We start from the raw sequence: 25,111 nt of genomic DNA on the forward strand, positions 1-25,111 counted from the left end.
GGAAACTCCTTGTAGGGGTTGAGCCGAGCGAGAGGAACGTAAGCCTTAGAACCAGAAACGCAGGCCGAGCACCAGGCGGGTATCGCTGATCTCCGCGCCTTCCTCCCGCGCCAGGCGGGCGGTCTCGCCATGGCTGCGATTCCAGGTCACGCCGACATAGGGTGCGAATTCCCGACGAATCTCGTAGCGTAGGCGCAGCCCCGCTTCGGTTTCCGCCAGCCCCGCACCGACGCTGCGGCGGGGATCGTCCCGGCCGTAGAGATCCACCTCGACGGAGGGCTGCAGGATCAGGCGATTGGTCAGCAGGAGGTCGTACTCGCCTTTCAGGCGCAGCGCGGTCTGGCCGCCTTCGCCGAGGAAGGCGGTGGCCTCGGCCTCGACGTTGTACAGCGCCAGTCCCTGCAGGCCGAGGGCGGCCCAGGTCTGCGCTGGACCGGGTTTGAAGTCCTGGCGGAGTCCGCCCACCACGTCCCACCAGGGGCTTATGGCGTGCCCCCAGAGCGTCTGGAGTTCCGCCGCCTCGGTGACGCCGCGGCTGCGCTCGCCTTCCGAGCGCAACCACAGCCGGTCGATGTCGCCGCCGACCCAGCCCTTGAGATCCCAATTCAGGGCGCTGCCTTCAGCGGCGTCCTGCCATTCCAGCCGGTCGACCAGCAGCAGGCTGTTCAGGGCCTTGTCGTGCACGGCGTGCCCGTGGCCACCCTGGTAGACCGCCGCCCGGTCGGCGTCGGTCAGGGCCGGGATGGGTGTGCGACTGCGCGAGGTCGCCGGGGGTTTAGCGTGGTCCATGCCCTGCATCTTGGAATGGTCCATGCCTGGCATCTGGGAGTGGTCCATGCCCTGCATTTTGGAGTGATCCATGCCCTGCATTTGGGAGTGGTCCATACCCTGCATTTGGGAGTGATCCATGCCCTGCATCTTGGAGTGATCCATACCCTGCATCTGGGAATGATCCATGCCCTGCATCTGGGAAGGCTCCATCCCCTGCATCTGGGAAGGCTCCATCCCCTGCATCCCATCCTGGTCTTGGACGGCGAAGGCGCTGCCGGACAGCACCAGCAGGGCGGTAGCGATCAGCGGGCTGGGGCGGCGCAGGCGAACGTGGCTGCTCATGGCTTCATTCCTCCACCCGGACTTCGCGGAACATGCCCATTTCCATGTGATAGAGCAGGTGACAGTGATAGGCCCAGCGCCCCAGGGCGTCGGCGGTGACGCGATAGCTGCGGCGCGCGCCTGGCGGCATGTCGATGGTGTGCTTGCGCACCTGGAAATTGCCGTGCTCGTCTTCCAGATCGCTCCAGAGGCCGTGCAGATGGATGGGGTGGGTCATCATGGTGTCGTTCACCAGCACGATCCTCACCCTTTCGCCATAGGTGAGGCGCAGGGGTTCGGCATCGGAGAACTTGATGCCGTCGAACGACCAGGCGAACTTCTCCATATGGCCGGTGAGATGGAGTTCGATGGTACGACCCGGCTCACGCCCATCCGGATCTTCGAAGCGGCTGCGCAGGTCGGCGTAGGTCAGCACCCGGCGACCGTTGTCGCGCAGGCCGATGCCGGGGTCGTCGAGCTTGGGTGCGGTCATCATCGCCTGCATGTCGACCAGGGGATTGCCGGTCTCGCTGGCAGGATGGATCTGGACCTGCATCCCGCCGCTGGCCGCCTGGCCATGGCCCTCATGTCCCTCATGGCCGGACGCCATGGCCGCCATCTCATGACCGCCGTGACCGCCGTGCGCCATGCCCATGTCGGCCATGGTCAGCAGCGGCCGCGGATCCAGCGGCGGAACGGGGGCGACCAGGCCCTCGCGTACCGCCAGGGTGCCGCGGGCATAGCCGGTGCGATCCATGGCCTGGGCGAAGACGGTGTAGGCCTCTGCCACCGGCTCGACGATGACGTCGTAGGTCTCCGCCACCGCGATGCGAAATTCCTCGACCTCGACCGGCTCGACGTACAGCCCGTCCGCCGCAACCACCGTCATCTTCAGCCCCGGGATGCGGATATCGAAGTAGCTCATGGCCGAGCCGTTGATGAATCGGAGCCGCAGTTTCTCGCCGGGGCGGAACAGCCCGGTCCAATTCCGCGCGGGCGCCAGGCCATTGAGGAGATAGGTGTAGGTGGCACCACTGACGTCGGCGATGTCGGTGGGATTCATCTTCATTTCCGCCCACATCTTGCGGTCGGCCAGGGTCGCCGCCCAGCCGTCCTGCGCGACATCGTCGATGAAATCGCCCAGGGTCCGCTTGTGGAAGTTGTAGTAGTCGGCCTGCTTCTTCAGGGTGCGCATCAGCGCCGCGGGATCTTCGTCGGTCCAGTCGGTGAGCATCAGCACCAGGTCCCGATCGTATTGGAAGGGTTCGGGGTCCTTGGCCTCGATGACCAGGGGACCATAGACCCCCTGCTGCTCCTGGAAGCCCGAATGGCTGTGATACCAGTAGGTGCCGTTCTGCTTGAGGGTGAAGCGGTAGAGATAGCTGCCGCCGGGTTCGATACCGGCGAAGCTCAGGCCCGGCACTCCGTCCATGTTGGGCGGCAGGATGATGCCGTGCCAGTGGATGGAGGTCGGGACAGTCAGCTGGTTGCGCACCCTCAGGGTGACGGTATCGCCTTCCTTGCAGCGCAGCAGTGGACCTGGCAGACCGCCGTTGATCGCCATGGCCGTACGCGGCGTGCCGGTGATGTTGACCGGTAACTCGTCGATGGCCAGTTCGAAGTGGGTGCCGGTCAAGCCGTCGAGGGCAGGGGTGGCCCAGGTCGGCGCGCGCCACAGTCCGAGACCACCGAGCGCGCCGGTGGCAGCCAGGCCCTTGACGAAGGTACGACGAGACAGGTGGCGAGGCATGGCGCGCTATTCCAGATGACGAGGGAGCAGGACGGCCGCGCTCGACTGCGCGACCCGGGCCAACTCTGGCATAGCGGGGCGGGGGGTGCGATTACAGTTGTGTAAGGTTCGCGGCTGGCTCAGTCGCGCAATGGCTTGGCCAGGATCCGCGACTGGCCGTGGAACGCCTGCCGGGCATAGAAGGCCTGGGCGTCCCTGTTGAATTCCATGACTTCCAGGCGCAATTCGTCGGCGTCGTTGGCCTTGGCCCAGGCTTCCACCTGGGCCAGCAGGCGGGCGCCCACGCCGTGGCGTCTGTGGCTGGCGGCCACCACCAGACTGCCGATCCGGCAGAGCACCAGTGGCTGCAGGAAGGAAATTCCCCGGGTATCGGACAGGCGCGCGGTGACGAAGCCCACCAGCTCGTCGCGCTGCTCGGCGACGAACAGCACGCCATCTTCGGGCTCCAGTTGCGCCGCCCAATAGTCCTGGTCGCGCCAGCCGCCCGAGGGCGCGGCGAAGGTTTCCGGCGCCTGCTCGTGGTGGTGTTCGGCGAGTTGTTCGGCCAGGGTGCAGAGGGCGGCGAGGTCGGTGACGACGGCGGGGCGGATACGCAAGAGCGGTGCTCGCAACAGGAAGTGACCCTTCACCTTACGCCCCGCGACGCGGGTCAGGAAGCCTGGGCATCCGCGTCGAGTTGGCCATACCAGTCGGCGTAGGGGGTGTTCTTCGCCAGGTGGCGGTTGTAGTCGGGTGCGCCATCCGTCCACCAGACCGGGCCACGCTCGCCGAGGGCGCGCTTGGCGGCGTCCACCGCGGCGCGGGCGCTGCGCAAGGCTTCCTCATCACCTTGGCGCTTGGCCACGCCGACCTGGCGGCGGGCCTCCATCAGGTCGTGGGTCAGGGCCGTGCGGCGGTCGCTGGGCAGGCTGGGGTCGGTGCAGCGCCACAGCCGGCCCCTGACCACGAAATAGCGTCCGTCCGGGGTGGTGGGGTAGCGCATGGGCAGGCCTCGGGTCAGTCGTCGATGTCGAGCAGGGCGCGGCAATCCGGATAATTCGAGCAGGCCCAGAATTCCCGGCCCTGGTGGCGCCCACTACGGGCGCGGCGGCGCACCATGGGCGCCTGGCATTCGGGGCATTCCGGGGCCAGGGCCTGGCTCGGCTCGCTCGCGCGCTGGCGTGGACGACGACCGCCGAACACGGCTTCGCGCACGGCGCTGGCGGAATAGCGCGCCGCGGCCGGGATCTCCACCAGCCGTAGCTGAGCGGCTTCGCAGACCGAGCGCACGAAGCGATCACGCTGCTGCCGGTGACGTTGCAGGTGGGATCTGTCGTTGAGTTCCACCACCGCATGCACGGCGAGGTCGTCGCGACGGCAGATGGCGAAGTCGAAATGCTTGGCGTTGATGCGGTTCTGGGCGATCAGATAGCGCCGCCGATCACGCAGCGGCAGGGTCTGGACCACGTCGGCGATGCGCACCTTGCCGAAGACCCGGTAGTCGGCGCCCACGGCTTCGTCGAGCACGGCGAGAAAGGCTTGTTCGGCGGGGGTGAAGAGGGCTTCGACCTGGCGATAGGGAAAGGCGGCCTGACGGCGGCGTTGCCACCACCAGCTTGCCCCGAGCAGCAGCAGTCCGGCCAGGACCAGCAGGGGCAGGTAACGCTCGTACATCGTGAACTCCAACAGCGGGGCGCCATGATAGTGACTTCCGGCGCGGGGCGGCAGCGCTGGCGACGAAGCGTCAGTCGTGCCGCGGCAGCTGGCGCTGCAGGTCGTCCAGGCGCAGCAGGGTCATGGACTTGAGACAGCTCAGATATTGCAGCTGCTGCATGGCGCCGCTGAAACCGCGGGTGGCGGTGGCGCAACGGGGGGCGCGGTCGTCCTGCCAAAGCTTTTGCAGGCGTTCGACATTGGCGCGCTGGGCGGGTTGGGTGGCCGCCAGCCGTCTGGCGTAGGCCTCGTCGAGGCGGGTCTCGGCCGTAGTCAGATCCAGGGCGGCGCAGGCGGCCAGTTGGGAGTCGTTACCCTGGCGATCGCATGCGACCGGTGTCTTTTCGGCGGCGAACGTAGCGCTCGCTAACAGCAGGCCGAGGAGCAGGGCGGGCAAGTGGGAAGCGGTCATGGAGGATGGCGATAGCGGCGGCGGTCTCCCTAGACTGCCGCAAAGAGCGGGTGCTCACCAGGCACCGCCGGTCTCCTGCTGATCGCCATGGGTGTCGCGGAAGCTGCGCACCTGCTCCAGCAACCAGGCGATCCAGCGCTGCACCGGCGCTTCCACCGGACCCTTGGGCAATACCAGGAAGTAGGCCTGGGGCGAAAGCTGGTTGAACCGGTCCGGCAGTGGGCGAATCAGGGCACCACTGGCCAGCAGCCGCTGGGCCAGCACGCAACCGCCGAGGGCGACGCCCTTGCCGGCCGCCGCCTGTTGCAACGCCATGCCACTCAGGGAATAGCGCGGGCCGCGCAGGCTGTCGCTGAGGCTGACGTCCTGGCTGGCGAACCAGTCCTGCCAGGCATTGAATCTGCTGCTGGGCCGACCCGCCCGCCAGCCGCCAGGCCATTCGGCGTGCAGCAGTGGATAGTCGAGCAAGGCCGCGGGTGCGGAAAGAGGGGCGGTGATCAGCGCCGGGCTGCAGACCGGAAAGATCCACTCGCGCAGCAGCAGCCGGGTTTCGCCATCCTGCCAGTCACCGCGGCCATAGCGGATCGCCGCCTGGGCGCCGCCCTCGGTGCCGAGGGGGACGATGGCGGAGGAGGCGTCGAGAAAGACCTCGATATCCGGATGCTGGCGCTGGAAGTCTTCCAGGCGCGGCAGCAGCCACTCCTGGCCGAAGGTGGGCGGCGCGCTGACGGTGAGCACGCTGCTCTTGAGCCGCGCCCGGGCCACGGCGCGGGTCAGGCCGTCGAGATGGGGGGCGATCTCGGTGGCCAGGGCACGCCCCTGCACGGTGAGACGCACCCCCTGGGGTAGGCGCTCGAACAGGCTCTGGCCCAGTTCTTCCTCCAACAGGCGGATCTGCCGGCTGATGGCCCCAGCGGTGACGTGCAGCTCGTCCGCGGCCTTGGCGAAGTGCTGGTGGCGGGCGGCGGCGGCGAAAGCGCGCAGGGCGTTGAGGGGGAGGGCGGTGGTCACGGCGAGCCTTAGTTTTCCTGAGCCTGACGCCCATTAAACATCGTTTGTCCGACTTGTTCAGCCCGCTTCACCATGCAGGCGTTGTCTTTTCTGGAGCAGCGCTCATGCGTAAAGAACTCGATGCCCCCGCAGTGCTGTTGATGCTGGTGCTCTGCCTGGTGTGGGGGCTGCAGCAGACCGCGATCAAGGCCATCGCCGAGCAGGTGGACCCGCTGCTGCAGATCGGCTGGCGCTCGCTGCTGGCGGCCGGGTTGCTCTATGCCCTGGCCCGCTGGCGCGGCATCCGCTGCCTGGGACGGGACCAGACGCTGGTGCCCGGTCTGCTGGCCGGCTCGCTGTTCGCCCTGGAATTCCTCTGCATGGCGGTGGGCCTGAAGTACACCAGCGCCGCGCACATGGTGGTGTTCATCTATACCGCGCCGCTGTTCGCTGCTTGCGGCCTGCACTGGCTGGTGCCGGGGGAGCGGCTGTCGTCGCGCCAGTGGCTGGGCATCGCCCTGGCGAGCGCAGGGGTGGTCTGCGCCTTCCTGATTGGCCAGCCGAGCGGCACGACCAGTTGGCGGGGCGATCTCATCGGCCTGCTCGGCGGTGCCTGCTGGGGCGCTACCACCGTACTGATCCGCCGCAGCGCCCTGGCCGAGGCGCCGCCGCTGCGCACCCTGTTCTATCAACTTGGGGTGACCGGGGTGGTGCTGCTGGCCCTGGCCCTGCCGCTCGGCAAGCACCTGGAGCTGGCCACGCTGGATTCCCTGGCCTGGTCGAGCCTGGCGTTCCAGGTGTTCATCGTCGCGGGGGCGAGCCTGCTCGGCTGGTTCGTGCTGCTCAGCCGCTACCGCGCCGCGCCCCTGGGTGTGCTGACCCTGCTCACACCGCTGTTCGGCGTGCTGATGGGCGTCTGGCTGCTCAAGGAGACGCCGGGCCCCGGCTTTCTGCTCGGCGCCGCGCTGGTGCTCAGCGGTCTGCTGATCGTCAGCTATCCTTCCCGCTCGCGAGCCGCGCCCTGCTGACTCGCCTGGCCGTACGAGAATTCGATGCCGTCCATCTCCTTGCATCCCTGGCTGTTGCGCCTCATCCCCCTGGTCTTCCTCGCCCTCTGGTCCGCCGGCTTCGCCGTCTCCAAGGTGGGCCTAGCCTATGCGCCGCCGTTCACCATCCTGACGATGCGCTATGCGCTGGCCTTCAGCGTGCTGCTGGTGGCCTTTCTCATCCTCCGCCCGCCGCTGCCGCGCACGCGCCGGGAATGGGCGAATCTCGCCGTGGTGGGCTTCTTGATCCAGGGCGTCTATTTCGGCATGAGCTATGGCGCCCTGGTGCTGGGCGCCTCGGCCAACGTGGTGGCCATGGTCGCCTCGCTGCAGCCGATCCTGGTCGCCCTGGGCGCGCCCCTGCTGGTCGGAGAGCGGGTGGCACCGCTGCAATGGCTGGGGCTAGCGCTGGGCCTGCTGGGCGCCATCGGGGTGATCCTGGCGCGGGCCAGCGTCGCCGTGGAGTCCGTCCCTGGCATTTTCCTGGCCGTGGGCGCGCTGCTGGGCATGACCAGCGCGGTGCTCTACGAAAAACGCCTGGGCGTGGCCCAGCATCCGGTGACCAACAACCTGGTGCAATACAGCGTCGGCCTGGTCTGCTGCGCGCCGGTGGCGCTGCTGTTCGAGCACAATCCGGTGCACTGGGCACCGGCCTTCATCGGCGCCCTGGCCTATCTGGTGCTGGCCAACTCGCTGCTGGCCATCAGCCTGCTGGTGTGGATGATCCGCGCTGGCGAGGCGGCGCGGGTCAGCGCGCTGTTCTTCTGCGTCCCACCGGGCGCCGCCCTGAGCGCCTGGCTGCTGCTCGGCGAGACCCTGCCACCGCTGGCCTGGGTCGCCATGGTGATCGCCATCGGCGGGGTGCTGCTAGCGACGCGCTCAGGGGCGAAGGCGGCGCGTTGAATCGCGCCGCCCGACCTCAGGCCATCTTCAGCCCCACCAGCACCTTGTCCACCGTCAGCGGATAGTCGCGGATGCGTACCCCGCAGGCGTTGTAGACGGCGTTGGTGAGGGAGGCCCCGGCGCCGCAGATGCCCAGTTCGCCGACGCCCTTGATCTTCAGTGGATTGGCCTTGTCGTCCAGTTCCGGCAGGAAGTAGGCCTCGATGGCGGGGATGTCCAGGTGGCTGGGGTAGTGGTAGTCGGCCAGGTCGTGGTTGACGAAGTGGCCATGGCGGGTATCGATCACCCCCTCTTCGTGCAGGGCGCTGCCCACACCCCAGATCATCCCGCCGAGCATCTGCGAGTGGGCGGTCTTCTCGTTGAGGATGCGCCCGGCGGCGAACACCCCGAGCATGCGCCGCAGGCGGATCTCGCCGGTGATGGCATGTACGCCCACCTCGGCGAAGAAGGCGCCATAGCCTTGCTGGGAATAGTCCTTGAGCGTCTGCCCCGGCTTGATTTCGCCGATGGCCTGGAGATCGTGCTCACGCGCCAGCTCGGCGAGGTCACGGCTGCCGTTGTCGGCGATCAGCCGACCGCCGACGAATCGGGCGCTGGCCTGGTCCAGGCCCGCCGCCGCGGCCGCCTTCAGGCGCAGGTTCTCGCAGGCGACATAGACCGAGGAACCGGAGCTGGCGGCGCCGAAGGAACCACCGGAGCCGGCGCCGGCCGGGTCGTCACTGTCACCGAGCAGCACCTTGACCCGCTCCACCGGCAGTCCAAGGGACTCCCCGGCGATCTGCGCCAGAATGGTGTAGGTCCCGGTGCCGATGTCGGTCATGGAGGTCTTCACCGTCGCCGTGCCGCCGGCCTCCAGCCGTACCCCGGCCTGGGACGGGCGCATGACATTGGCGCGGCTGGCGGCGGCCATGCCCATCCCGACCAGCCAGTCACCGTCGCGCACCTGCCCTGGCTTGGCGTTGCGCTGGTTCCAGCCGAAGCGGCGGGCACCTTCCTGCATGCAGTCCACCAGCTTGCGGGTGGAGAAGGGGATGTGTTTTTCCGGGTCCTGGCTGGGTTCGTTGCGCAGGCGCAGCTCGATGGGGTCGAGATCGAGCAGGACCGCCAGCTCGTCCATGGCGCTCTCGCTGGCGAGCATCCCCACCGCCTCGCCGGGAGCGCGGCAGGAGCCGGATTCGGGCAGGTCCAGCTCGACCATGCGGTGCGCCACCAGGCGGTCATCGCCGGCATAGAGGGTGCGCGAGGAGAGCCCGGTGGGTTCGTAGTAGGTCAGGCCGCGGGCGGAGTGGGACCAGCCCTCATGGGCCATGGCCAGGATGCGGCCGTTGCCGTCGGCGCCCAGGCGGATGCGTTGCACCGTGGCCGAGCGGTGGTCGGTGATCTGGAACATCTGCTGGCGGGTGAGGGTGACCTTGACCGGCCGGCCGATGGCGCGGGCCGCCATGGCGCCGATCAAGGCGTCGGCATAGATCGGCAGCTTGCCGCCGAAGCCGCCGCCGATGTAGCGCGCCACGATGCGCACGTTTTCCTTGGGCAGTTGCAGGGTGTTGGCCACGCAACTCTGCGCCTGCTCGACGAACTGGGTGGAGCAATAGATCGTCACCCGGTCGCCGTCCCATTGGGCGAGGCTGGCGTGGGGCTCCATCTGCGCATGGATGTGGTAGGGCGTGGTGTAGCGCTCGTCGAGCTTGACCGGGGCCCGGGCGAAGACGGCGTCGACATCGCCCGAAGCGGTGTCGGTGGGCTGGTCGGCATCCGGCGGCTTGACCGCCTGACCGAGGTTGGCGGCTAGGTCGAAGACGCCTGGTTCGGTGGCGTAATCGATCTCCACCAGGGCCGCCGCCAGCCGTGCCTCCTCGAAACTCTCGGCCACCACGAAGGCCACTGGCTCGCCGAAATAGCGCACCTGGTCGCTGTCCAGATAGGGCTTGGGACGGGTGAAGCGGCCGCTGTTGTCCGGTTCGCGGGCCGCCTGGCGCGGAGCGTTGTGATAGGTGAGTACGGTCAGCACACCGGGTGCGCTTTCCGCGGCCGAGGTGTCCAGCCGAGCGATACGGCCCTTGGCGATGGTGGCGCCGACGATGAAGCCGTAAGCGACGCGATCGTTGCGGAATTCGAAGCTGTAGGGCGCCTGGCCGGTCACCTTGAGCAGGCCGTCGACGCGGTCGATGGGCTTGCCGATCAGGCCACTGCGATTTTCGTCGATCAGGTTGCGGCCAGCGGGTTCATTCATTTCCATGGGGCTGTCCTCAGGCCTGTTGGCGGGCATCGGCTACCCCGGCGCGCAGGATGCGGCGGGTCAGCTCGAGCTTGAAGTCGTTGTGGCCATAGCCACGGGCGCCAGCGAGCAGGGCATCGCCCACCGCGGCCAGGTCACTGTCCACCGCCTGGCCAGCGAAGGCCTGGTCGGCCGCCGCCACGCGCCAGGGCTTGTGCGCCAGGCCACCGAAGGCCGCGCGACCGCTGCGGATGCGGCTGCCGTCCAGCTCGACGATGGCCGCCATGGACACCAGGGCGAAGGCATAGGAGGCGCGGTCGCGCACCTTGCGATAGACCTGGATGCCCGGTGGCGGTGGGGGCAGGTTGACGGCAGTGATGAGTTCGCCGGGTTGCAGCACCGTCTCGATCTGCGGGGTGTCCCCGGGCAGGCGATGGAAATCGGCGATGGGGATGCGGCGGGTGCGGCCAGTGGCCTCGCGGGTCTCCACCGTGGCATCCAGCACCCGCATGGCCACCGCCATATCGGAGGGGTGCACGGCGATGCACTGGTCGCTGGCGCCTATCACCGCGTTCATCCGGTTGAAGCCGCCGAGCGCCGCGCAACCACTGCCGGGCTGGCGTTTGTTGCAGGGCATGGCGGTGTTGTAGAAGTAGGAGCAGCGGGTGCGCTGCAAGAGGTTGCCGCCGGTGGTGGCCTTGTTGCGCAACTGCGCCGAGGCGCCGGCCAAGAGGGCGCGGGACAGCACTGGATAGCGCTCGCGCACCCGAGCGTCGGCAGCCAGGGTAGAGTTGCGCACCAGGGTGCCGATGCGCAGGCCGCCGTCTTGGGTGGCACTGATCTGATCCAGCTGCAGGCGATTGATGTCCAGCACCTGGCTGGGCGTTTCGATCTCCAGCTTCATCAGGTCCAGCAGGTTGGTGCCGCCGGCGATGAAGCGGCTGCCGGCCTGGGCCCCCTGGCGACTGGCCTCGGCTTCGTTCTGCACTCGCTGATAGTCGAAGACCCTCATGCCTGGCCCCCCGCCATCTGGATGGCCGCGACGATGTTGGGATAGGCACTGCAGCGGCAGAGGTTGCCGCTCATGCGCTCACGGATCTCTTCTTCGCTCAGGCGCATCGGCCCGTCGAGGCGCGCCGAGACGTGGCTGGGCATGCCGGCCTTGACCTCGTCCAGCAGCGCCACCGCCGAGCAGATCTGCCCCGGCGTGCAATAGCCGCACTGGAAGCCGTCCTTGGCCAGGAAGGCCGCCTGCATCGGATGCAGGCGCTCGGCATTGCCCAGGCCTTCGATGGTGGTGATGGCGTCGCCTTCGTGCATGGCGGCGAGACTCAGGCAGCTGTTGATGCGCTGACCGTTCACCAGCACGGTGCAGGCGCCGCACTGGCCATGGTCGCAGCCCTTCTTGGTGCCGGTGAGGTGCAGATTCTCGCGCAGGGCATCGAGCAGGGTGGTGCGGCTGTCGACCTTGAGCCGCCGCGCTTCGCCATTGATCTGCAAGGTCAGCGGCAGCAATTGCGGCAGCCGGGCGGCAATGGCCTTTGGGGTCAGGGGCGCGCCGCCGCTGGCCTGGGCGAAGGCATAGCCGGGAATGGCGCTGGTCGCCACCAGCACCGCGGAGGTGCCGAGGAACTGGCGTCGCGACAGGCGCCAGCGTGCATCGGAGTCGGAAGCCATGGTCGGATTCTCATCGTTAGGGGCGCATCACGGGAGTTCTGATGACTGCCCCGCCGCAGCTGGGGTTCAGACTCCTCGCGCGCTAACGGACCAGGGCCCCTTGCCGGATATGTCCATCTCCCGGGAAAAGGCTCTGGCACCGGGCTTCGGCCGTTTCGCTGAGCAGAGCTCAACGTAACGTTGAATACCGCTGGGCAGGGGTGCTGAACCGCTACAGGTCGAGGGCAGTCCTTTACCTGAGGTGGCCTTTCGCTGTCACCGCCTGATTCCGACCACGGGGGCAATCTGCACCCCGCGGCTTTAACCGTGAGGTCCGCCATGAACGCCACCCCCGCGCGCCAGCTCCCGCCCCTGGCCGAACCCGAGTCCCATACCATCGCCCTGACCCTCAACGGCAAGCAGTTGCAGCTGGCCGTGGAGCCCTGGACCACGCTGCTCGACCTGCTGCGCGACCACCTCGATCTCACCGGTACCAAGAAGGGTTGCGATCACGGCCAGTGCGGCGCCTGTACCGTGCTGGTCAACGGCACCCGCATCAACAGCTGCCTGGCCCTGGCGGTCATGCAGGACGGGGCCGAGGTCACCACCATCGAAGGCCTCGCCCAAGGCGACCAACTGCACCCCATGCAGGCCGCCTTCGTCGCCGAAGACGCCTTCCAGTGTGGCTACTGCACCCCTGGGCAGATCTGCTCGGCCATCGGCATGCTCAAGGAAGGTCACGCCCACAGCGAAGCCGAGGTGGCCGAGCAGATGAGCGGCAATCTCTGCCGCTGCGGCGCCTACCGCAACATCCGCGCCGCCATCGAGCGTGCCCGCCCGGACTGCCAGCAAGGGGAGGGCCGCGAATGAACCGTTTCGGTTACGCCAAGCCCAATGCCGTCCCGGATGCCATCCGCCAGCACGGCCCCCAGACCCATTTCATCGCCGGCGGTACCAACCTGCTGGACCTGATGAAGGAAAACGTCGAACGCCCTGAACAGCTCATCGACGTCAACGGCCTGCCGCTGCGTGAGGTGGAGACCAGCGCTGACGGTGGCCTGCGTATCGGCGCCCTGGTCAAGAACGCCGAGGTGGCCTATCACCCCGAGGTGCAGCGGCGCTATCCGCTGCTGAGCAAGGCGATCCTCGCCGGCGCCTCGCCGCAATTGCGCAATATGGCCTCCACTGGCGGCAACCTGCTGCAGCGTACCCGTTGCTACTACTTCTATGACGTGGGCACGCCCTGCAACAAGCGCGAACCCGGCTCCGGTTGCGGCGCCCGCGAAGGGCAGAATCGCATCCACGCCATTCTCGGCCACAGCGAGCACTGCATCGCCACCCATCCCTCGGACATGTGCGTGGCCCTTGCTGCGCTGGCAGCCCGCGTCGAGGTGAGTGGCCCCCAGGGTGATCGCGTCATCGACTTCGCCGACTTCCATCGCCTGCCGGGCGATACGCCTGAGCGCGACACCAACCTCGCCGCCGATGAACTCATCACCGCCGTGACCCTGCCGGCCGAGAGCCTGGCGGCCAACAGCGCCTACCTGAAGATCCGCGACCGCGCCTCCTATGCCTTCGCCCTGGTCTCGGTGGCAGCCGCGCTGGAACTGGACGGCGAGCGCATCAAGCAGGTCCGCGTCGCCCTGGGCGGCGTGGCCCACAAGCCCTGGCGACTGCCCGAGGCCGAACAGGCCGTCGTTGGCCAGGTGGCGGACAAGGCTGCCTTCGGCCAACTGGCCGATCGCCTTCTGCAAGGCGCCCAGGGCTTCGCCCACAACGCCTTCAAGATCGAACTGGCCCGGCGCGCCATCGTGCGTGCCCTCACCGAAGCCGCCGGAGGTACCCTGCAATGACCGTCGTCCATCTGCAAAAAGCCGTTCCACGCGTCGACGGTCCGCTCAAGGTCACCGGCCAGGCGCTCTATGCCGGCGAATTCAGCGTGCCGGACCTGGCCTTCGGCTTCGTGGTCAACGCCACCATCGCCAAGGGTCGCCTGCTCGACCTGGACGTCAGCGAAGCCGTGGCCCAGCCCGGGGTGATCGAGGTGCTCAGCCATCGCAACCGACCCAAGATGGCCAGCTACGACGAGAGCTACACCGACATGGACGCGGCCGACGGCAAGCCCTTCCGGCCGCTGTACAACGACCGCATCCTCTACAGCGGTCAGCCCATCGCTCTGGTGGTCGCCGAGACTTTCGAGGCCGCGCGTCATGCGGCTTCCCTGATCCGCGCCCGCTACAGCGAGGAAGACCACGCCACCGATCTGGCCAAGGCCCGTGACCAAGCCCACGAAGCGCCCATGGAGCTGCCGGACAACCGCGGCGATGCCCCAGCCGCCTGGGCCGCGGCGCCCACGCGCATTGAAGCCGAGTACCACTCCGCGGCGGAATTCCACAATCCCATGGAGATGCACGCCTCGACCGTCATCTACCACAAGGACGGCAAGCTGACGGTGCACGACAAAACCCAGGGCGTGCAAAACAGCGCCCAGTTCGTCAGCAACATCTTCGGCCTGAGCGAGGGTGACGTGAAGGTCATCTCGCCCTTCGTCGGCGGCGCCTTCGGCTCCGGTCTGCGCCCGCAGTACCAGCTCGTGCTGGCGACCATGGCCGCGCTGCAGCTCAAGCGCTCGGTGCGAGTGACCCTAACCCGCCAGCAGATGTTCACCTTCGGCTACCGCCCCGAGACCTACCAGCGGGTCAAGCTCGCCTGTGACAGCGACGGCAAGCTGCAGGCCATCGACCACAGCGCCCTGGGCATCACCTCGCGCTTCGAAGACTTCACCGAAATGGTGCTGGTCTGGTCCGCTTCGCTCTATGCCTGCCCCAACGTCAAGCTGGCCTACCAACTAGCCGCGCTGGACGTCTACACCCCGCTGGACATGCGCGCCCCCGGCGCCGTGCTGGGCGTCTATGCTCTGGAAAGCGCCATGGACGAACTGGCCTACGCGGCCGACATCGATCCGCTGGAATTGCGCATTCGCAATTTCACCGACACCGATCCGGCCAAGGGCAAGCCCTATTCCAGCAAGGAACTGCTGGCCTGCTATCGCCAGGCCGCCGAGCGCTTCGGCTGGCAGCAGCGCAGCATGGCGCCGCGCTCCATGCGCGACGGCAACCAGCTGGTGGGCTGGGGTATGGCCACCGGCGTCTGGGAAGCCATGCAGCAACCGGCTACCGCCAAGGCGGTGATGAACATCGACGGCAGCCTGGTGGTGGCCAGCGCCACCTCCGACATCGGCACCGGCACCTACACGGTCATGACCCAGATCGCCGCCGAGAACCTCGGCCTGCCGCTGGACAAGGTTACCTTCAAGCTGGGCGATTCCACCCTGCCCAAGGCACCGCTGGAAGGCGGCTCCTTTACCGTGTCTTCGGTGGGTACCGCGGTAAAGCTGGCCTGTGATCAACTGCGCCAGCAACTGCTGGATGCCGCAAAGGAAATGGACGACTCGCCCCTGGCCAAGGCCGAACTGGACCAGGTGGTGTTCGCCGACGGCGGCATCAGCCTCAAGACCGATCCGGCCCAGCGTGTCGATTTCACCGCCATCCTCAAGGCCTCGGGCTCGCCGTCCATGGAAACCTTGGCCAGCTCCGAACCGGCGGAAGGGCGCGACGACTACGCCACCGGCACCCACTCGGCGGTGTTCGTCGAGGTCAAGGTCGACGAAGACTTCGGTAGCGTCCAGGTCAGTCGCGTGGTCACCGCCGTGGCCGCGGGCCGCATCCTCAACCTCAAGACCGGCGAGAACCAGGTGGCCGGTGGCATCGTCTGGGGTATCGGCATGGGCCTGCAGGAGGAGGGGATGATGGACACCCGCGAAGGCCGCTGGATGAACCACAGCCTGGCCGAGTACCACTTCCCGGTGCAGGCCGACATCCAGCAGCTGGAGGTGATCTTCGTCGAGGAAAAGGACGAGATCGTCAATCCCCTGGGCGCCAAGGGCATCGGCGAGATTGGCATCGTCGGCGTGGCCGCGGCCATCGCCAACGCCATCTTCCACGCCACTGGCAAGCGGGTACGCGATCTGCCCATCACCCTGGACAAGGTATTCGCCGACGAGCTGATGCACTGACCGAGATTGTTGGGCTCCGACGATGGAGCTCCCCGCGCTGAACCGCCCCCTCTCCCCCTGGGAGAGGGCTGGGGTGAGTGATGCCGAGCACACCGCTGGACCAGGTGACGTTGGGCTTCACTCCGCTCAACCCAACCTACCCCAACCCGTCGCTACTCCCTGTGTCTAGTCCTGAAATAGGTTTACAGCTGTTCAGGTAGGCCCGATAGGCCTCAAAACGCCCGGTGCACCGCCTCGGGCGTTTTGTATTTCAGGGCTGTGTGTGGTCGCTCCGTGTTGTAGATTCGCACCGCCTCCTCGACCATCTTCCTGGCTTGCTCCAGATTCTCCGGGTTGCGTAGCAGCAATTCTGTCTTGAGGATGCCATTGACTCGCTCGGCCAGCGCGTTCTGGTAGCAGTCGTACCCATCTGTCATCGAGCATCGAACGCCGTGTCGTTCGTGCAGGGACTGATACAGCGCCGAACAATACTGGATGCCCCGATCCGAGTGATGCACCAATTCATGCGGACGACTCCGCCTTCGCAACGCCTGCTTGAAGGCCTGTGCTACCGACTCGGCATGCAGACTCTCATGCACGTGGTGACCGACGATCTTTCGGGAGTACGCATCCGTGACCAGGCTGAGGTACAACGGGCCACTGCCTGAGGGTAGATAGGTGATGTCAGCCACCCAAACCTGCTCCGGTGTGGTCGGAACGATCTGATTCACGCCTGGCTTGAGTAAGTTGTGATGGCGATAGAAGCGATGAAAGCTCTGCGTGGTCTTGTGATACGCCCGAGTGGGACGCACCAGTAAACGGTGCTCGCCCAAGACCTGAAACAGGCGGTCGCGGCCCACCTGAAGTCGCCGGTCAGGCTGGCAATGCAAGAGATGGTGCAGCTTGCGAGTCCCCAGCCGAGGCTGTCGCATTCGAACCTGACAAACGAACCCTACGACTCGCTCTGCCTGAAGCGCTTTGTCATCGGCTGTTCGGTTGCGCTTGTAGTAAGCCTGCCGACTGATCCCTAGAAACTGGCAAGCCCTGACAATACTCAGTCCTGCGACTTGGTCTTGCGAGAGGACTTGCCGGGTCGCTTTTTTACGATCGAAACGCCGTAATCCTTCTCCAGCACCTCAACCACCGCTTCGAAGAATTGGGCCTTTTGGCTCATGAACTGCAGTTGCTGCTCCAGCTCCTTGATGCGTTGCTCAGGCGTCAGGTCTTTGGGATCAGTCACGGTTTGACTCCTGCCGGCTCGAATAGAGGCCCCCTGGCTCCAATCCTGCCGACCATGCTTACGCAACCATACCAAAACCGTGGACCTGCCTTGGATCCCATACCGCTCCTGAGCTTGCTTGTAGGTCAGCTCGCCCTTTTCGACTTGATCGACTACGGTCAATTTAAAAGTCAGCGAGTAATCACGCTGCGTGCGCTTTACACCTTGCTCCATCTGGCTCTCCAGATCGTGGGATGGAAGGTGTAAACCTTATTCAGGACGGGACACTGAAACGAAAAAGGCCCGCCTCCAAGAGGCGGGCCTTTTTCAGGCAGTCTGTGAAAAGGTCGTTCGACTCACTCAGCGTGCGACACGCTGTCGTGTTCGATCTGCTCCTTATACTCGAGCGCAGCGGCTTCGCTCTGGTAGACGCCGACCAATTCACCTTCTTGCTTCACTTCCCACAGATGCATACCCAGGCCGCGGGCTTCGCGGGACATATGGTCTTCGTCACATTCGGTTACGGTAATGGTCATGCTAAATCTCCTTGGTCGAGCCCGCGCTACGGCAGGGCTTGAAAACCCATACTAGAGCGTTTCGCTTCTGGACCAAGGCGTATCTCGGCAACAAGTCGTTACAACTTCTGCGACAATCTGTCGCGGCTGCGGTTGTCATCTCGCGGCCATGGGCCGCTCCTACAGAATCCTGCCAGCGTGTAGGAGCGGCCCATGGTCGCGATAGGAGCAGAGGCACACTGACCGAGGAAGGCTGCTGGATACTCACTCGACTGTTACAAGACAGCTATCACACCTGCCTGGGCGCATAAAAGAAAACGTCCTCCGAAGAGGGCGTCTTACCTAGGACCTGGCTCAGTTGGCGCCTTTCACCTCGCGCCCGTTGACCGTGCCTTCCTTGAGGCTGGTCTGGTATTCCTTGCCGTCGCTCTCCTGCTGATAGAGGCGCACCAGCAGATAGTCCCAGTCCTTGGCGAACCACAGCTCGGTCTTGCGGCTGCTCTTGGTAGGGTCGCGCACGCGCTCCACCTTGATGGTGTCGAACAGGCCCAGCGGGGTGCGGATGCGCTCAGGGCCTATGACGCGGAAGTCATAGGTATCGATGCTGTCACCGTCGGCGATCTGGTAGCTCATGCTCTTCTTGCCGTCGGCCACATCCTGCTGCAGCTTGAGCTGGTAGGTCGACTTGTCCAGCAGGCCGCGATCCAGGGGGAGGGTGACGGGATCGTCCTTGTCCTTGCCGGTGACTTTCTTGGCGGCCCAGTCGAAGGTCAACTCGCTTTCGCGGCTCTTGCCCAGACCGCTGCGCTTGTACTGGTAGGTATCCGGCAGGAAGGCGTCGCCCTCATGACGGAAGGTGCTGGATTCACTGAGCCCCGCCACCAGCATGGAGGCTTCGAACTTCAACTCCCAGCGGCCATCGGCCTCTTTCTGCAGCGAACGCTCGGCAGAGCCGCTGACCGGCATCTGCTTCCAGTCGGCGGTATAGCTAGCCGTGAACGGCTCCAGGTCGAAGGCGAAGGCCGAGGCACTGCAGAAGGTGGCCAGTAGGAACAACAGACGTCGCATCAGGTTCTCCTTGGGTCAGGAAAGGGAGGCCGCTACCGCATTCGACGGTAGGGTGGCTCCAGTCGGCGGCAGCGTCTGGCCATCGAGCTCGGCACCCAGGGTACCCAGCCGTAGACGACCTTCAGCGAACAGCCGTACGGCCACAGGATAAAGGAGGTGCTCGGCGGCGTGTACCCGTGTCGCCAGGCTCTCCGACGTATCTTCGGCCAACACCGCTACCCGCGATTGCAGGACGACGGGTCCGCCATCCAATTCCTCGGTAACGAAGTGCACGCTGCAGCCGTGCCAGGCATCGCCGGCATCGATGGCGCGCTGGTGGGTGTGCAACCCCTTGTACAGCGGCAGTAGCGAGGGATGGACGTTCAGCAGACGGCCCTGATAGCGCCGCACGAACCCTGGGGTGAGGATGCGCATGAAACCGGCCAGCACCACCAGGTCGGCACCCTGGGCGTCGATGGCGGCGGCCAGGGCCGCATCGAAGCTCTCCCGGTCGGGATGTTCGCGGTGATCGATCACCGCGGTAGGGATCCCGGCCTGGCGGGCCCGCTCCAGACCATAGGCCTCGGCGCGGTTGGCGATCACCGCCGCGATCCGCACGGGCGGCTCCGCGGCGTCGATCAAGGCTTGCAGGTTGCTGCCGTGGCCGGAGATGAGCACCACCACGGCGCAGTCGGCAGGACTCATCCGTGCTGTTTCAGATTGTTCAACACGACCTGGTCGGCGCCGGCCGCGGCCTGCTCGATGCGGCCGATGACCCAGGGCTGCTCACCCTCGGCGCGCAGCACGCTCAGGGCGCCTTCGACCTGATCCTGGGCTACGCAGATGACCATGCCCACGCCACAGTTCAGCACACGGTGCATCTCGGTCTCGTCGACGTTGCCCTGCTGCTGCAACCAGTCGAATACCGCCGGACGCTGCCAGCTGGCCACGTCCAGCACCGCCTGGGCGCCCTCGGGCAGCACACGCGGGATGTTGTCCAGCAGGCCACCGCCGGTGATGTGGGCCATGGCCTTGACCGCGCCGGTATCCTTGATCAGCTTGAGCAGCGGCTTGACGTAGATGCGGGTGGGGGCCATCAGCAGGTCAGTCAGCGGCTTGCCGTCGAGCTGGATGTTCTCGATGTCGGCACCGGCCACCTCGATGATCTTGCGGATCAGCGAATAGCCGTTGGAGTGCGGACCGGAGGAGGGCAGGGCGATCAGGGCGTCACCGGTGGTCACCTTGGAACCGTCGATGATCTCGGACTTCTCCACCACGCCGACGCAGAAGCCGGCCAGGTCGTAGTCTTCGCCTTCGTACATGCCGGGCATCTCGGCGGTCTCGCCGCCCACCAGGGAGCAGCCGGCCTGTTCGCAACCGGTACCGATGCCGGTCACCACCTGGGCGGCGACATCGACGTTGAGCTTGCCGGTGGCATAGTAGTCGAGGAAGAACAGCGGCTCGGCGCCGCAGACCACCAGGTCGTTGACGCACATGGCGACCAGGTCGATGCCGATGCTGTCGTGCTTGGCCAGGTTCATGGCCAGGCGCAGCTTGGTGCCGACCCCGTCGGTGCCGGAGACCAGTACCGGCTGGCGATAGCCGGCCGGGATCTCGCACAGGGCACCGAAGCCCCCCAGGCCGCCCATGACTTCCGGGCGGGCGGTGCGCTTGGCGACGCCCTTGATGCGTTCTACCAGAGCCTCACCGGCGTCGATGTCCACACCGGCGTCCTTGTAGCTCAGCTGGGGTTGTTTGCTCATGAATCCTGGCCTTTAGCGAATGGCGAAACGAGCCGGCTGGCGCCAGCCGGCGATGAGGCGGGCGATTTTACCAGAAGCCGTGCCAAAGCACGCGGCATGCCGTGGCCTCCGGTCTGGCGCGAGCGGGCACCTGGCCGGTGCGCCGTGGTCTGAGCCTGACTGCCTGTGTCTTCGCCCGCTTGGCGCGCCCTCGTGATAGCCGCGCCCTTGCCCAGGGGGCAGGCGGCTTTTAAGGTATGCCCCTTGCCCCTTCTATGGAATCGCCATGCGCCGTCTCGTCCTTTCGTTGCTCACCTCGCTGCTGGTCCTGAGCCCGTTCGCCCATGCCGAGGTGGTGGACAACCTCTACCAGGTCCGCGAGCCCGTGACCTCGCAACAGCCGGACGAGCGCAACGCCGCCCTCAAGCGTGCCCTGCAGGAACTGGTGGTGCGCCTGACCGGCAATCCCCAGTCTGCCCAGACTCCCGCTCTCGCCAGTGCCTTGGCGGCACCGGAGTCCCTCATCACGCAATACGGCTACGATGCCGGCCCGCCGCAGGTGCTGGTGGTCAACTTCGATCCGGCCGCCACCGAGCGCGCCCTCGGCCAGGCCGGCCTGTCGGTCTGGGGCGCCAATCGCCCGGTGGTGATGGTCTGGTGGCTCAACGACGCCGATGGCGGCGCCACCCTGCTGGGCGACGGCCAACCGGCCAGTGCCAGTGTGCAGCGTGGCGCCCAGAGCGCCGGTCTGCCGATCCGTCTGCCGCTGGCCGATCTCAACGAGCAATTGGCGGGTACCGCCGCCAATATCGACGCCAGCGATCCTACTGTCCTGCGCCAGGCCTCCGAGCGCTATGGCGCCAATGCGCTGCTGGCCGTGCATGCCAAGCCCCAGGGCAACGGCTGGCAGGCCCAGTGGCGGCTGTGGAACGGTGGTGCCGTCGAGCAGGGCAGCAGCCAGGCGGCCGACCAGGACGCCCTGGCAGCTGCCGTCCTGCAGGATGTCGCCTCCCGCCTGTCGAAGAAATTCGTCTCCCGTCCGGGGACCACCGAGCCGCTCACCCTGGTGGCCGACAACTCCAACTTCGAACGCTATGCCCAATTGCAGAAGGTGCTCGAACCCCTGTCGAGCCTGCTGGTGAAGGTCGAGGGGACCCAGCTGACCTACGACCTCACCGCCAACCCCGACCAACTGCAGGCTCAGCTCGGCCTCGCCGGTCTGCAACCCGCCGCCGCACCAGCCGCTCCAGCGGCCCCTATGCCAGCAGCGTCGGGTACGCCAGTGGATGCCAATGCCGCACCGACGGTACCTGCCGCCCAGCCGGCGCCGAGCGGGCGCACCACCCTGTATTTCCGCTGGCCATGAGGACGCCGCTCTATCGCTGACGTGGCAGCTGCGAGGGGGCTGGGTTTTGGTTAGACTTGGCGCCCTCGCGAAACCGCCAAGAGCCGTTCGAGTCGGCATGATGCCTTTACAGCTGCCCCTGGGTATTCGTCTGCGTGACGACGCCACCTTCGTCAACTATTACCCGGGTGCCAATGCCGCGGCGCTTGGCTATGTCGAGCGCCTGTGCGACGCCGACGCCGGCTGGACGGAAAGTCTGATCTACCTCTGGGGCGGCGCGGGTGCCGGCCGCAGTCATCTCATGCAGGCCGCCTGCCATCGCCTGGAAGAGCTGGGCGAGCGCGCCATCTATCTGCCCATGGGTGAGCTGGCCGACTATGGCGTGGAGCTGTTCGACAATCTCGAACAATGCGAGCTGGTCTGCCTCGACGATCTCGATGCCCTGGCCGGCCAGCGGCGCTGGGAAGAGGCACTCTTCCACCTGTTCAATCGCCTGCGCGATGCCGGCAAGCGATTGCTCATCTCCAGTACGGCGTCGCCACGGCAACTGCCGGTGCAACTGGCCGACCTCAAGTCGCGCCTGACCCTGGCGCTGGTCTTCCAGTTGCGTCCGCTATCCGACGAAGACAAGTTGCGCGCCCTGCAACTGCGCGCCTCGCGTCGCGGGCTGCACCTGACCGAGGAAGTCGGTCGCTTCATCCTCTCGCGCAATACCCGCAGCATGGACGCCTTGTTCGACATGCTCGAACGCCTGGATCAGGCGTCGTTGCAGGCACAGCGCAAGCTCACCATTCCCTTCGTCAAGGAAATTATGGGCTGGTAGCCGCGCCGGTTGCCCTTAGCCCCTCAACTTGCCGGCCAGGGTCGCCAGGCGCTTGCCCAGTGCCCGGCACAGGGCGATTTCCTGCTCGTCCAGCGCCCGCTTGCCATCGGCCCCGGCGAAATGGCTCGGCCCATAGGGCGTGCCGCCGCCCTTGGTTTCCAACAGGGCGCTTTCGCTATAGGGCAGCCCGGTGATGAGCATGCCGTGGTGCAGGAGCGGCAGCGCCATGGACAGCAGGGTGCTCTCCTGGCCGCCGTGCAAGCTGGCGGTGGAGGTGAAGACCCCGGCGGGCTTATCCACCAGGGCGCCGGTCAACCAAAGGCTATTGGTGCCATCGAGGAAATACTTCATGGCCGCGGCCATGTTGCCGTAGCGCGTGGGGCTGCCCAGGGCGAGCGCCGCGCAGTCACGCAGGTCGTCGAGAGTGGCGTAGACGGCGCCCTGTTCGGGCACTGCCGGGGCGACGGCGGCGCACTCGGCGGATACCGCCGGCACGGTGCGCAGGCGAGCGCTCAGGCCGCCCATCTCCACGCCACGGGCGACCTGGCGTGCCATCTCGGCGGTGGCGCCATGGCGGCTGTAATAGAGCACCAGGACGTAGGCTTCGGGGGTCATTGCAGGATCTCCAGGACACGCTCGGGGGGACGACCGATGACGGCGCGCTCGCCGTGCACGGCGATGGGTCTCTCGATCAGGCGGGGGTGGGCGACCATGGCTGCGATCAGGGCGTCTTCGTCCAGCGCCGGGTCGGCGAGATGCAACTCGCGATAGGCGTCCTCGCCGGTACGCAGCAACTGGCGTGCCCCGATGCCCAGCTTGGCGAGCAGCTCGCGCAGTTGCCCGGCGTCCGGCGGCGTATCCAGGTAAGGCACCACGGACACGGCTAGCTCGCGGCTTTGCAGCAGCGCCAAGGCCTCGCGCGATTTCGAGCAGCGCGGATTGTGATAGAGGACGATTTCACTCATGGGCTGATCCATAGAAGGTAAGATGCCCATTGTAGCGGGTTGGCGGGGAGCGTCGCGCCAGCCCTTGACCGTGCCTTTCGAGGAACCGCCAATGTCGGCCCGCTTGCGTGAACTGCTGTCCTTCGTTCGCTATCTCGCCGAGCGCTTCATCGAGGACCGCGCGCCGAACAACGCCGCAGCCCTGACCTACACCACCCTGTTCGCCGTGGTCCCGGTGATGACCGTGACCTTCGCCATGCTCTCGGCGATTCCCGCCTTCCAGGGCACGGAGGTCCAGATCCAGGCCTTCATCTTCCGCAACTTCGTACCCTCCACCGGAGCGACACTGGAGGAATACCTGCGCAACTTCATCGAGCAGGCGCGGCACCTGACCTGGCTCGGTGTCGCCCTGTTGGCGGTGACCTCGTTCTTCATGCTGGTGACGGTGGAAAAGACCTTCAACGACATCTGGCGCGTGCGCATCCCGCGCCGTGGGGTATCCAGTTTCTTGCTCTACTGGGCGGTGCTCAGCCTGGGCCCGCTGCTACTGGGCGCCGGCTTCGCCATGAGCACCTACCTGGCCTCGGTGGCCCTGGTCTTCGGTTCCTACGGCATGTCGGGCGCCCAGGTCCTGCTCAAGGTCACGCCCCTGCTGTTCAGCATCGCCGCCTTCACCCTGATGTACGCCGCCGTGCCCAATACCCGGGTGCCCTTGCGTCACGCCCTGATCGGTGGCGCCTTGACGGGCGTACTGTTCGAGGCGGCCAAGAGTCTCTTCGGACTCTATGTCTTCTATTTCCCCGGCTACCAACTGATCTATGGTGCCTTCGCCACGGTGCCGCTGTTCCTGGTGTGGATCTACGTCTGCTGGCTAATCGTGCTGCTGGGCGCGGAGGTGGTCTGCAGCCTGTCCACCACCCATCACTGGCGACGAGCACCGCTGCCGGAATTCTTCGTCCTGCTCGCCGTGCTGCGGGCCTTCCTGGAGCGACAGCAGATTGGCTCCAGTCTGCATCTGGGCCGCCTGCACGACGCCGGTTGGAAACTGCCGGAACACGAGTGGCATGCGGTGCTGGCCTTTCTCCAGCAGGAGCGCCTGGTGTGCCAGAACGACAGCGGCCATTGGGTACTGTGCCGCGACCTGCATGGCTACGCCTTGCTGGATCTGCTGGACCGCGCGCCCTGGGCACCCCCGGCGCCAGACTGCTGGCCGGCGGCCGAACGCTTTCCCGGGGATTGGTATCCGCTGCTGCAGGAGGCCTTCGTGCGCCTGCAGGCGGAACGTCGCGAGTTGCTGGGTGGCAGCGTGGCGCACTGGCTGCGGGTCGCGCCGCCACTGGACGAAAGCGGAGCCGCGAGACGATGACCACACTGGCGCGCCATGCCCTGATCAGCGGTCGGGTACAGGGTGTCTACTATCGCGAAAGTACCCGGCAAGAGGCGCAACGACTAGGCGTCACGGGCTGGGTGCGAAATCTGGCCGATGGCCGGGTGGAGTGCCATCTGGAAGGGTCGGCCGAGGCGCTGACCGAGCTGGAGAGCTGGCTCTGGCAGGGGCCTGCAGCAGCGCAGGTGACCGGAGTAGCGCTGGAAGAGGGCGCGCCGGAAGATTTCCCCGATTTCCAGGTCAGGCGTGCGAACGCCTGACCTGGATTCGGTAGCC

26 protein-coding genes are annotated in these 25,111 nt (G+C 66.4%); 9 read left to right on the forward strand and 17 right to left on the reverse strand.

The genetic code is table 11. The annotated features are described in order from the left end of the window. Positions 1 to 45 precede the first annotated feature (45 nt). The 7 genes from CCZ28_RS23230 to CCZ28_RS23260 form a co-directional block, all read right to left on the reverse strand. Positions 46 to 1,113, reverse strand: coding sequence for a copper resistance protein B (locus tag CCZ28_RS23230; RefSeq protein ID WP_140221087.1), 1,068 nt, complete (start codon positions 1,111 to 1,113; stop codon positions 46 to 48). A gap of 4 nt (positions 1,114 to 1,117) precedes the next feature. After that, complete coding sequence (locus tag CCZ28_RS23235) at positions 1,118 to 2,842, reverse strand: copper resistance system multicopper oxidase (protein WP_140221088.1); 1,725 nt, start codon at positions 2,840 to 2,842, stop codon at positions 1,118 to 1,120. A gap of 119 nt (positions 2,843 to 2,961) precedes the next feature. Beyond that, positions 2,962 to 3,471: a GNAT family N-acetyltransferase gene (locus tag CCZ28_RS23240; protein ID WP_205894615.1), complete on the reverse strand. Its 510-nt coding sequence runs from the start codon at positions 3,469 to 3,471 to the stop codon at positions 2,962 to 2,964. A gap of 20 nt (positions 3,472 to 3,491) precedes the next feature. Further along, complete coding sequence (locus tag CCZ28_RS23245; protein ID WP_140221089.1) at positions 3,492 to 3,824, reverse strand: hypothetical protein; 333 nt, start codon at positions 3,822 to 3,824, stop codon at positions 3,492 to 3,494. Between the two features lie 14 nt (positions 3,825 to 3,838). Then, on the reverse strand, positions 3,839 to 4,495 hold the full coding sequence (locus CCZ28_RS23250; RefSeq protein ID WP_140221090.1) for a DUF2726 domain-containing protein: 657 nt from the start codon (positions 4,493 to 4,495) through the stop codon (positions 3,839 to 3,841). A 70-nt stretch (positions 4,496 to 4,565) separates the two neighbouring features. Further along, positions 4,566 to 4,946, reverse strand: coding sequence for a lysozyme inhibitor LprI family protein (locus CCZ28_RS23255; RefSeq protein WP_140221091.1), 381 nt, complete (start codon positions 4,944 to 4,946; stop codon positions 4,566 to 4,568). Positions 4,947 to 5,000: 54 nt separating this feature from the next. Further along, positions 5,001 to 5,957, reverse strand: coding sequence for a LysR substrate-binding domain-containing protein (locus CCZ28_RS23260; RefSeq protein ID WP_140221092.1), 957 nt, complete (start codon positions 5,955 to 5,957; stop codon positions 5,001 to 5,003). A gap of 104 nt (positions 5,958 to 6,061) precedes the next feature. Between CCZ28_RS23260 and CCZ28_RS23265 the strand changes: the two genes are divergently transcribed. Together CCZ28_RS23265 and CCZ28_RS23270 are read left to right on the forward strand one after the other, a co-directional pair. Beyond that, positions 6,062 to 6,964, forward strand: coding sequence for a DMT family transporter (locus CCZ28_RS23265; protein WP_140221093.1), 903 nt, complete (start codon positions 6,062 to 6,064; stop codon positions 6,962 to 6,964). 24 nt (positions 6,965 to 6,988) lie between these two features. Continuing rightward, the gene (locus tag CCZ28_RS23270; RefSeq protein WP_140221094.1) at positions 6,989 to 7,885 is read left to right on the forward strand and encodes a DMT family transporter; all 897 of its coding nucleotides are present in this window, start codon (positions 6,989 to 6,991) and stop codon (positions 7,883 to 7,885) included. Positions 7,886 to 7,901: 16 nt separating this feature from the next. Here the strand turns inward: CCZ28_RS23270 and CCZ28_RS23275 are convergent, their stop codons facing one another. The 3 genes from CCZ28_RS23275 to paoA are packed head-to-tail and all read right to left on the reverse strand — an operon-like array spanning position 7,902 to position 11,780. Then, positions 7,902 to 10,124 carry a xanthine dehydrogenase family protein molybdopterin-binding subunit gene (locus tag CCZ28_RS23275; RefSeq protein ID WP_140221095.1) on the reverse strand — a complete coding sequence of 741 codons (2,223 nt, stop codon included), beginning with the start codon at positions 10,122 to 10,124 and terminating at the stop codon, positions 7,902 to 7,904. 10 nt (positions 10,125 to 10,134) lie between these two features. Beyond that, positions 10,135 to 11,115 (reverse strand): FAD binding domain-containing protein, encoded by a 981-nt coding sequence (locus tag CCZ28_RS23280; protein WP_140221096.1) that lies wholly within the window; start codon positions 11,113 to 11,115, stop codon positions 10,135 to 10,137. Then, a complete protein-coding gene (paoA, locus tag CCZ28_RS23285; protein ID WP_140221097.1) occupies positions 11,112 to 11,780 on the reverse strand; it encodes an aldehyde dehydrogenase iron-sulfur subunit PaoA in 669 nt (222 codons plus the stop codon). Before paoA ends, CCZ28_RS23280 begins: the two co-directional genes overlap by 4 nt. Positions 11,781 to 12,098: 318 nt before the next feature. On the opposite strand from paoA, the gene CCZ28_RS23290 reads away from it, so the two are divergent. From CCZ28_RS23290 to CCZ28_RS23300, 3 genes are read left to right on the forward strand one after another with little or no spacing between them, the layout of a single operon-like run. Beyond that, positions 12,099 to 12,629 (forward strand): (2Fe-2S)-binding protein, encoded by a 531-nt coding sequence (locus tag CCZ28_RS23290; RefSeq protein ID WP_058760600.1) that lies wholly within the window; start codon positions 12,099 to 12,101, stop codon positions 12,627 to 12,629. Continuing rightward, the gene (locus tag CCZ28_RS23295) at positions 12,626 to 13,612 is read left to right on the forward strand and encodes an FAD binding domain-containing protein (RefSeq protein WP_140221098.1); all 987 of its coding nucleotides are present in this window, start codon (positions 12,626 to 12,628) and stop codon (positions 13,610 to 13,612) included. Before CCZ28_RS23290 ends, CCZ28_RS23295 begins: the two co-directional genes overlap by 4 nt. Next, positions 13,609 to 15,834, forward strand: a complete 2,226-nt coding sequence (locus tag CCZ28_RS23300; protein WP_140221099.1) for a xanthine dehydrogenase family protein molybdopterin-binding subunit — start codon at positions 13,609 to 13,611, stop codon at positions 15,832 to 15,834. The genes CCZ28_RS23295 and CCZ28_RS23300 overlap by 4 nt, the downstream gene beginning before the upstream one ends. Before the next feature lie 212 nt (positions 15,835 to 16,046). On the opposite strand, the gene CCZ28_RS23305 is transcribed toward CCZ28_RS23300, so the two are convergent. From CCZ28_RS23305 to purM, 5 genes are all read right to left on the reverse strand, one after another. Next, positions 16,047 to 17,266, reverse strand: a protein-coding gene (locus tag CCZ28_RS23305; protein ID WP_140217892.1) for an IS3 family transposase whose coding sequence is annotated in 2 segments (ribosomal slippage) — positions 16,047 to 16,918 and positions 16,918 to 17,266 — 1,221 coding nt in all. Because the reading frame shifts where the segments join, the coding sequence is not laid out codon by codon here. A gap of 122 nt (positions 17,267 to 17,388) precedes the next feature. Then, entirely contained in the window at positions 17,389 to 17,568 is a 180-nt protein-coding gene (locus tag CCZ28_RS23310) for a hypothetical protein (protein ID WP_140221100.1), read from the reverse strand. A 333-nt stretch (positions 17,569 to 17,901) separates the two neighbouring features. Continuing rightward, positions 17,902 to 18,615, reverse strand: a complete 714-nt coding sequence (locus CCZ28_RS23315) for a DUF3108 domain-containing protein (RefSeq protein ID WP_140221101.1) — start codon at positions 18,613 to 18,615, stop codon at positions 17,902 to 17,904. Positions 18,616 to 18,630: 15 nt separating this feature from the next. After that, the gene (gene purN / locus CCZ28_RS23320) at positions 18,631 to 19,299 is read right to left on the reverse strand and encodes a phosphoribosylglycinamide formyltransferase (RefSeq protein WP_140221102.1); all 669 of its coding nucleotides are present in this window, start codon (positions 19,297 to 19,299) and stop codon (positions 18,631 to 18,633) included. Continuing rightward, positions 19,296 to 20,357 (reverse strand): phosphoribosylformylglycinamidine cyclo-ligase, encoded by a 1,062-nt coding sequence (gene purM, locus CCZ28_RS23325; protein WP_140221103.1) that lies wholly within the window; start codon positions 20,355 to 20,357, stop codon positions 19,296 to 19,298. Before purM ends, purN begins: the two co-directional genes overlap by 4 nt. A 265-nt stretch (positions 20,358 to 20,622) precedes the next feature. Here purM and CCZ28_RS23330 point away from each other — a divergent pair, with 265 nt between their 5' ends. Both CCZ28_RS23330 and hda read left to right on the forward strand, forming a co-directional pair. Continuing rightward, complete coding sequence (locus CCZ28_RS23330; RefSeq protein ID WP_140221104.1) at positions 20,623 to 21,702, forward strand: DUF2066 domain-containing protein; 1,080 nt, start codon at positions 20,623 to 20,625, stop codon at positions 21,700 to 21,702. 97 nt (positions 21,703 to 21,799) lie between these two features. Next, on the forward strand, positions 21,800 to 22,504 hold the full coding sequence (gene hda / locus CCZ28_RS23335) for a DnaA regulatory inactivator Hda (protein ID WP_058760591.1): 705 nt from the start codon (positions 21,800 to 21,802) through the stop codon (positions 22,502 to 22,504). 15 nt (positions 22,505 to 22,519) lie between these two features. Here hda and wrbA read toward each other — a convergent pair whose 3' ends face one another. Further along, positions 22,520 to 23,119, reverse strand: coding sequence for an NAD(P)H:quinone oxidoreductase (gene wrbA, locus CCZ28_RS23340; RefSeq protein WP_058766781.1), 600 nt, complete (start codon positions 23,117 to 23,119; stop codon positions 22,520 to 22,522). After that, positions 23,116 to 23,469 (reverse strand): arsenate reductase (glutaredoxin), encoded by a 354-nt coding sequence (gene arsC, locus CCZ28_RS23345; protein WP_140221105.1) that lies wholly within the window; start codon positions 23,467 to 23,469, stop codon positions 23,116 to 23,118. The genes wrbA and arsC overlap by 4 nt, the downstream gene beginning before the upstream one ends. Before the next feature lie 91 nt (positions 23,470 to 23,560). Between arsC and CCZ28_RS23350 the strand changes: the two genes are divergently transcribed. Both CCZ28_RS23350 and CCZ28_RS23355 read left to right on the forward strand, forming a co-directional pair. Continuing rightward, positions 23,561 to 24,814, forward strand: coding sequence for a YihY family inner membrane protein (locus tag CCZ28_RS23350; protein ID WP_140221106.1), 1,254 nt, complete (start codon positions 23,561 to 23,563; stop codon positions 24,812 to 24,814). Beyond that, complete coding sequence (locus CCZ28_RS23355) at positions 24,811 to 25,095, forward strand: acylphosphatase (protein WP_140221107.1); 285 nt, start codon at positions 24,811 to 24,813, stop codon at positions 25,093 to 25,095. The genes CCZ28_RS23350 and CCZ28_RS23355 overlap by 4 nt, the downstream gene beginning before the upstream one ends. Positions 25,096 to 25,111 lie beyond the last annotated feature (16 nt).

Origin of the sequence: Pseudomonas oryzihabitans (assembly GCF_006384975.1) — a bacterium.
GTDB classification, from domain to species: Bacteria; Pseudomonadota; Gammaproteobacteria; order Pseudomonadales; family Pseudomonadaceae; genus Chryseomonas; species Chryseomonas psychrotolerans_B.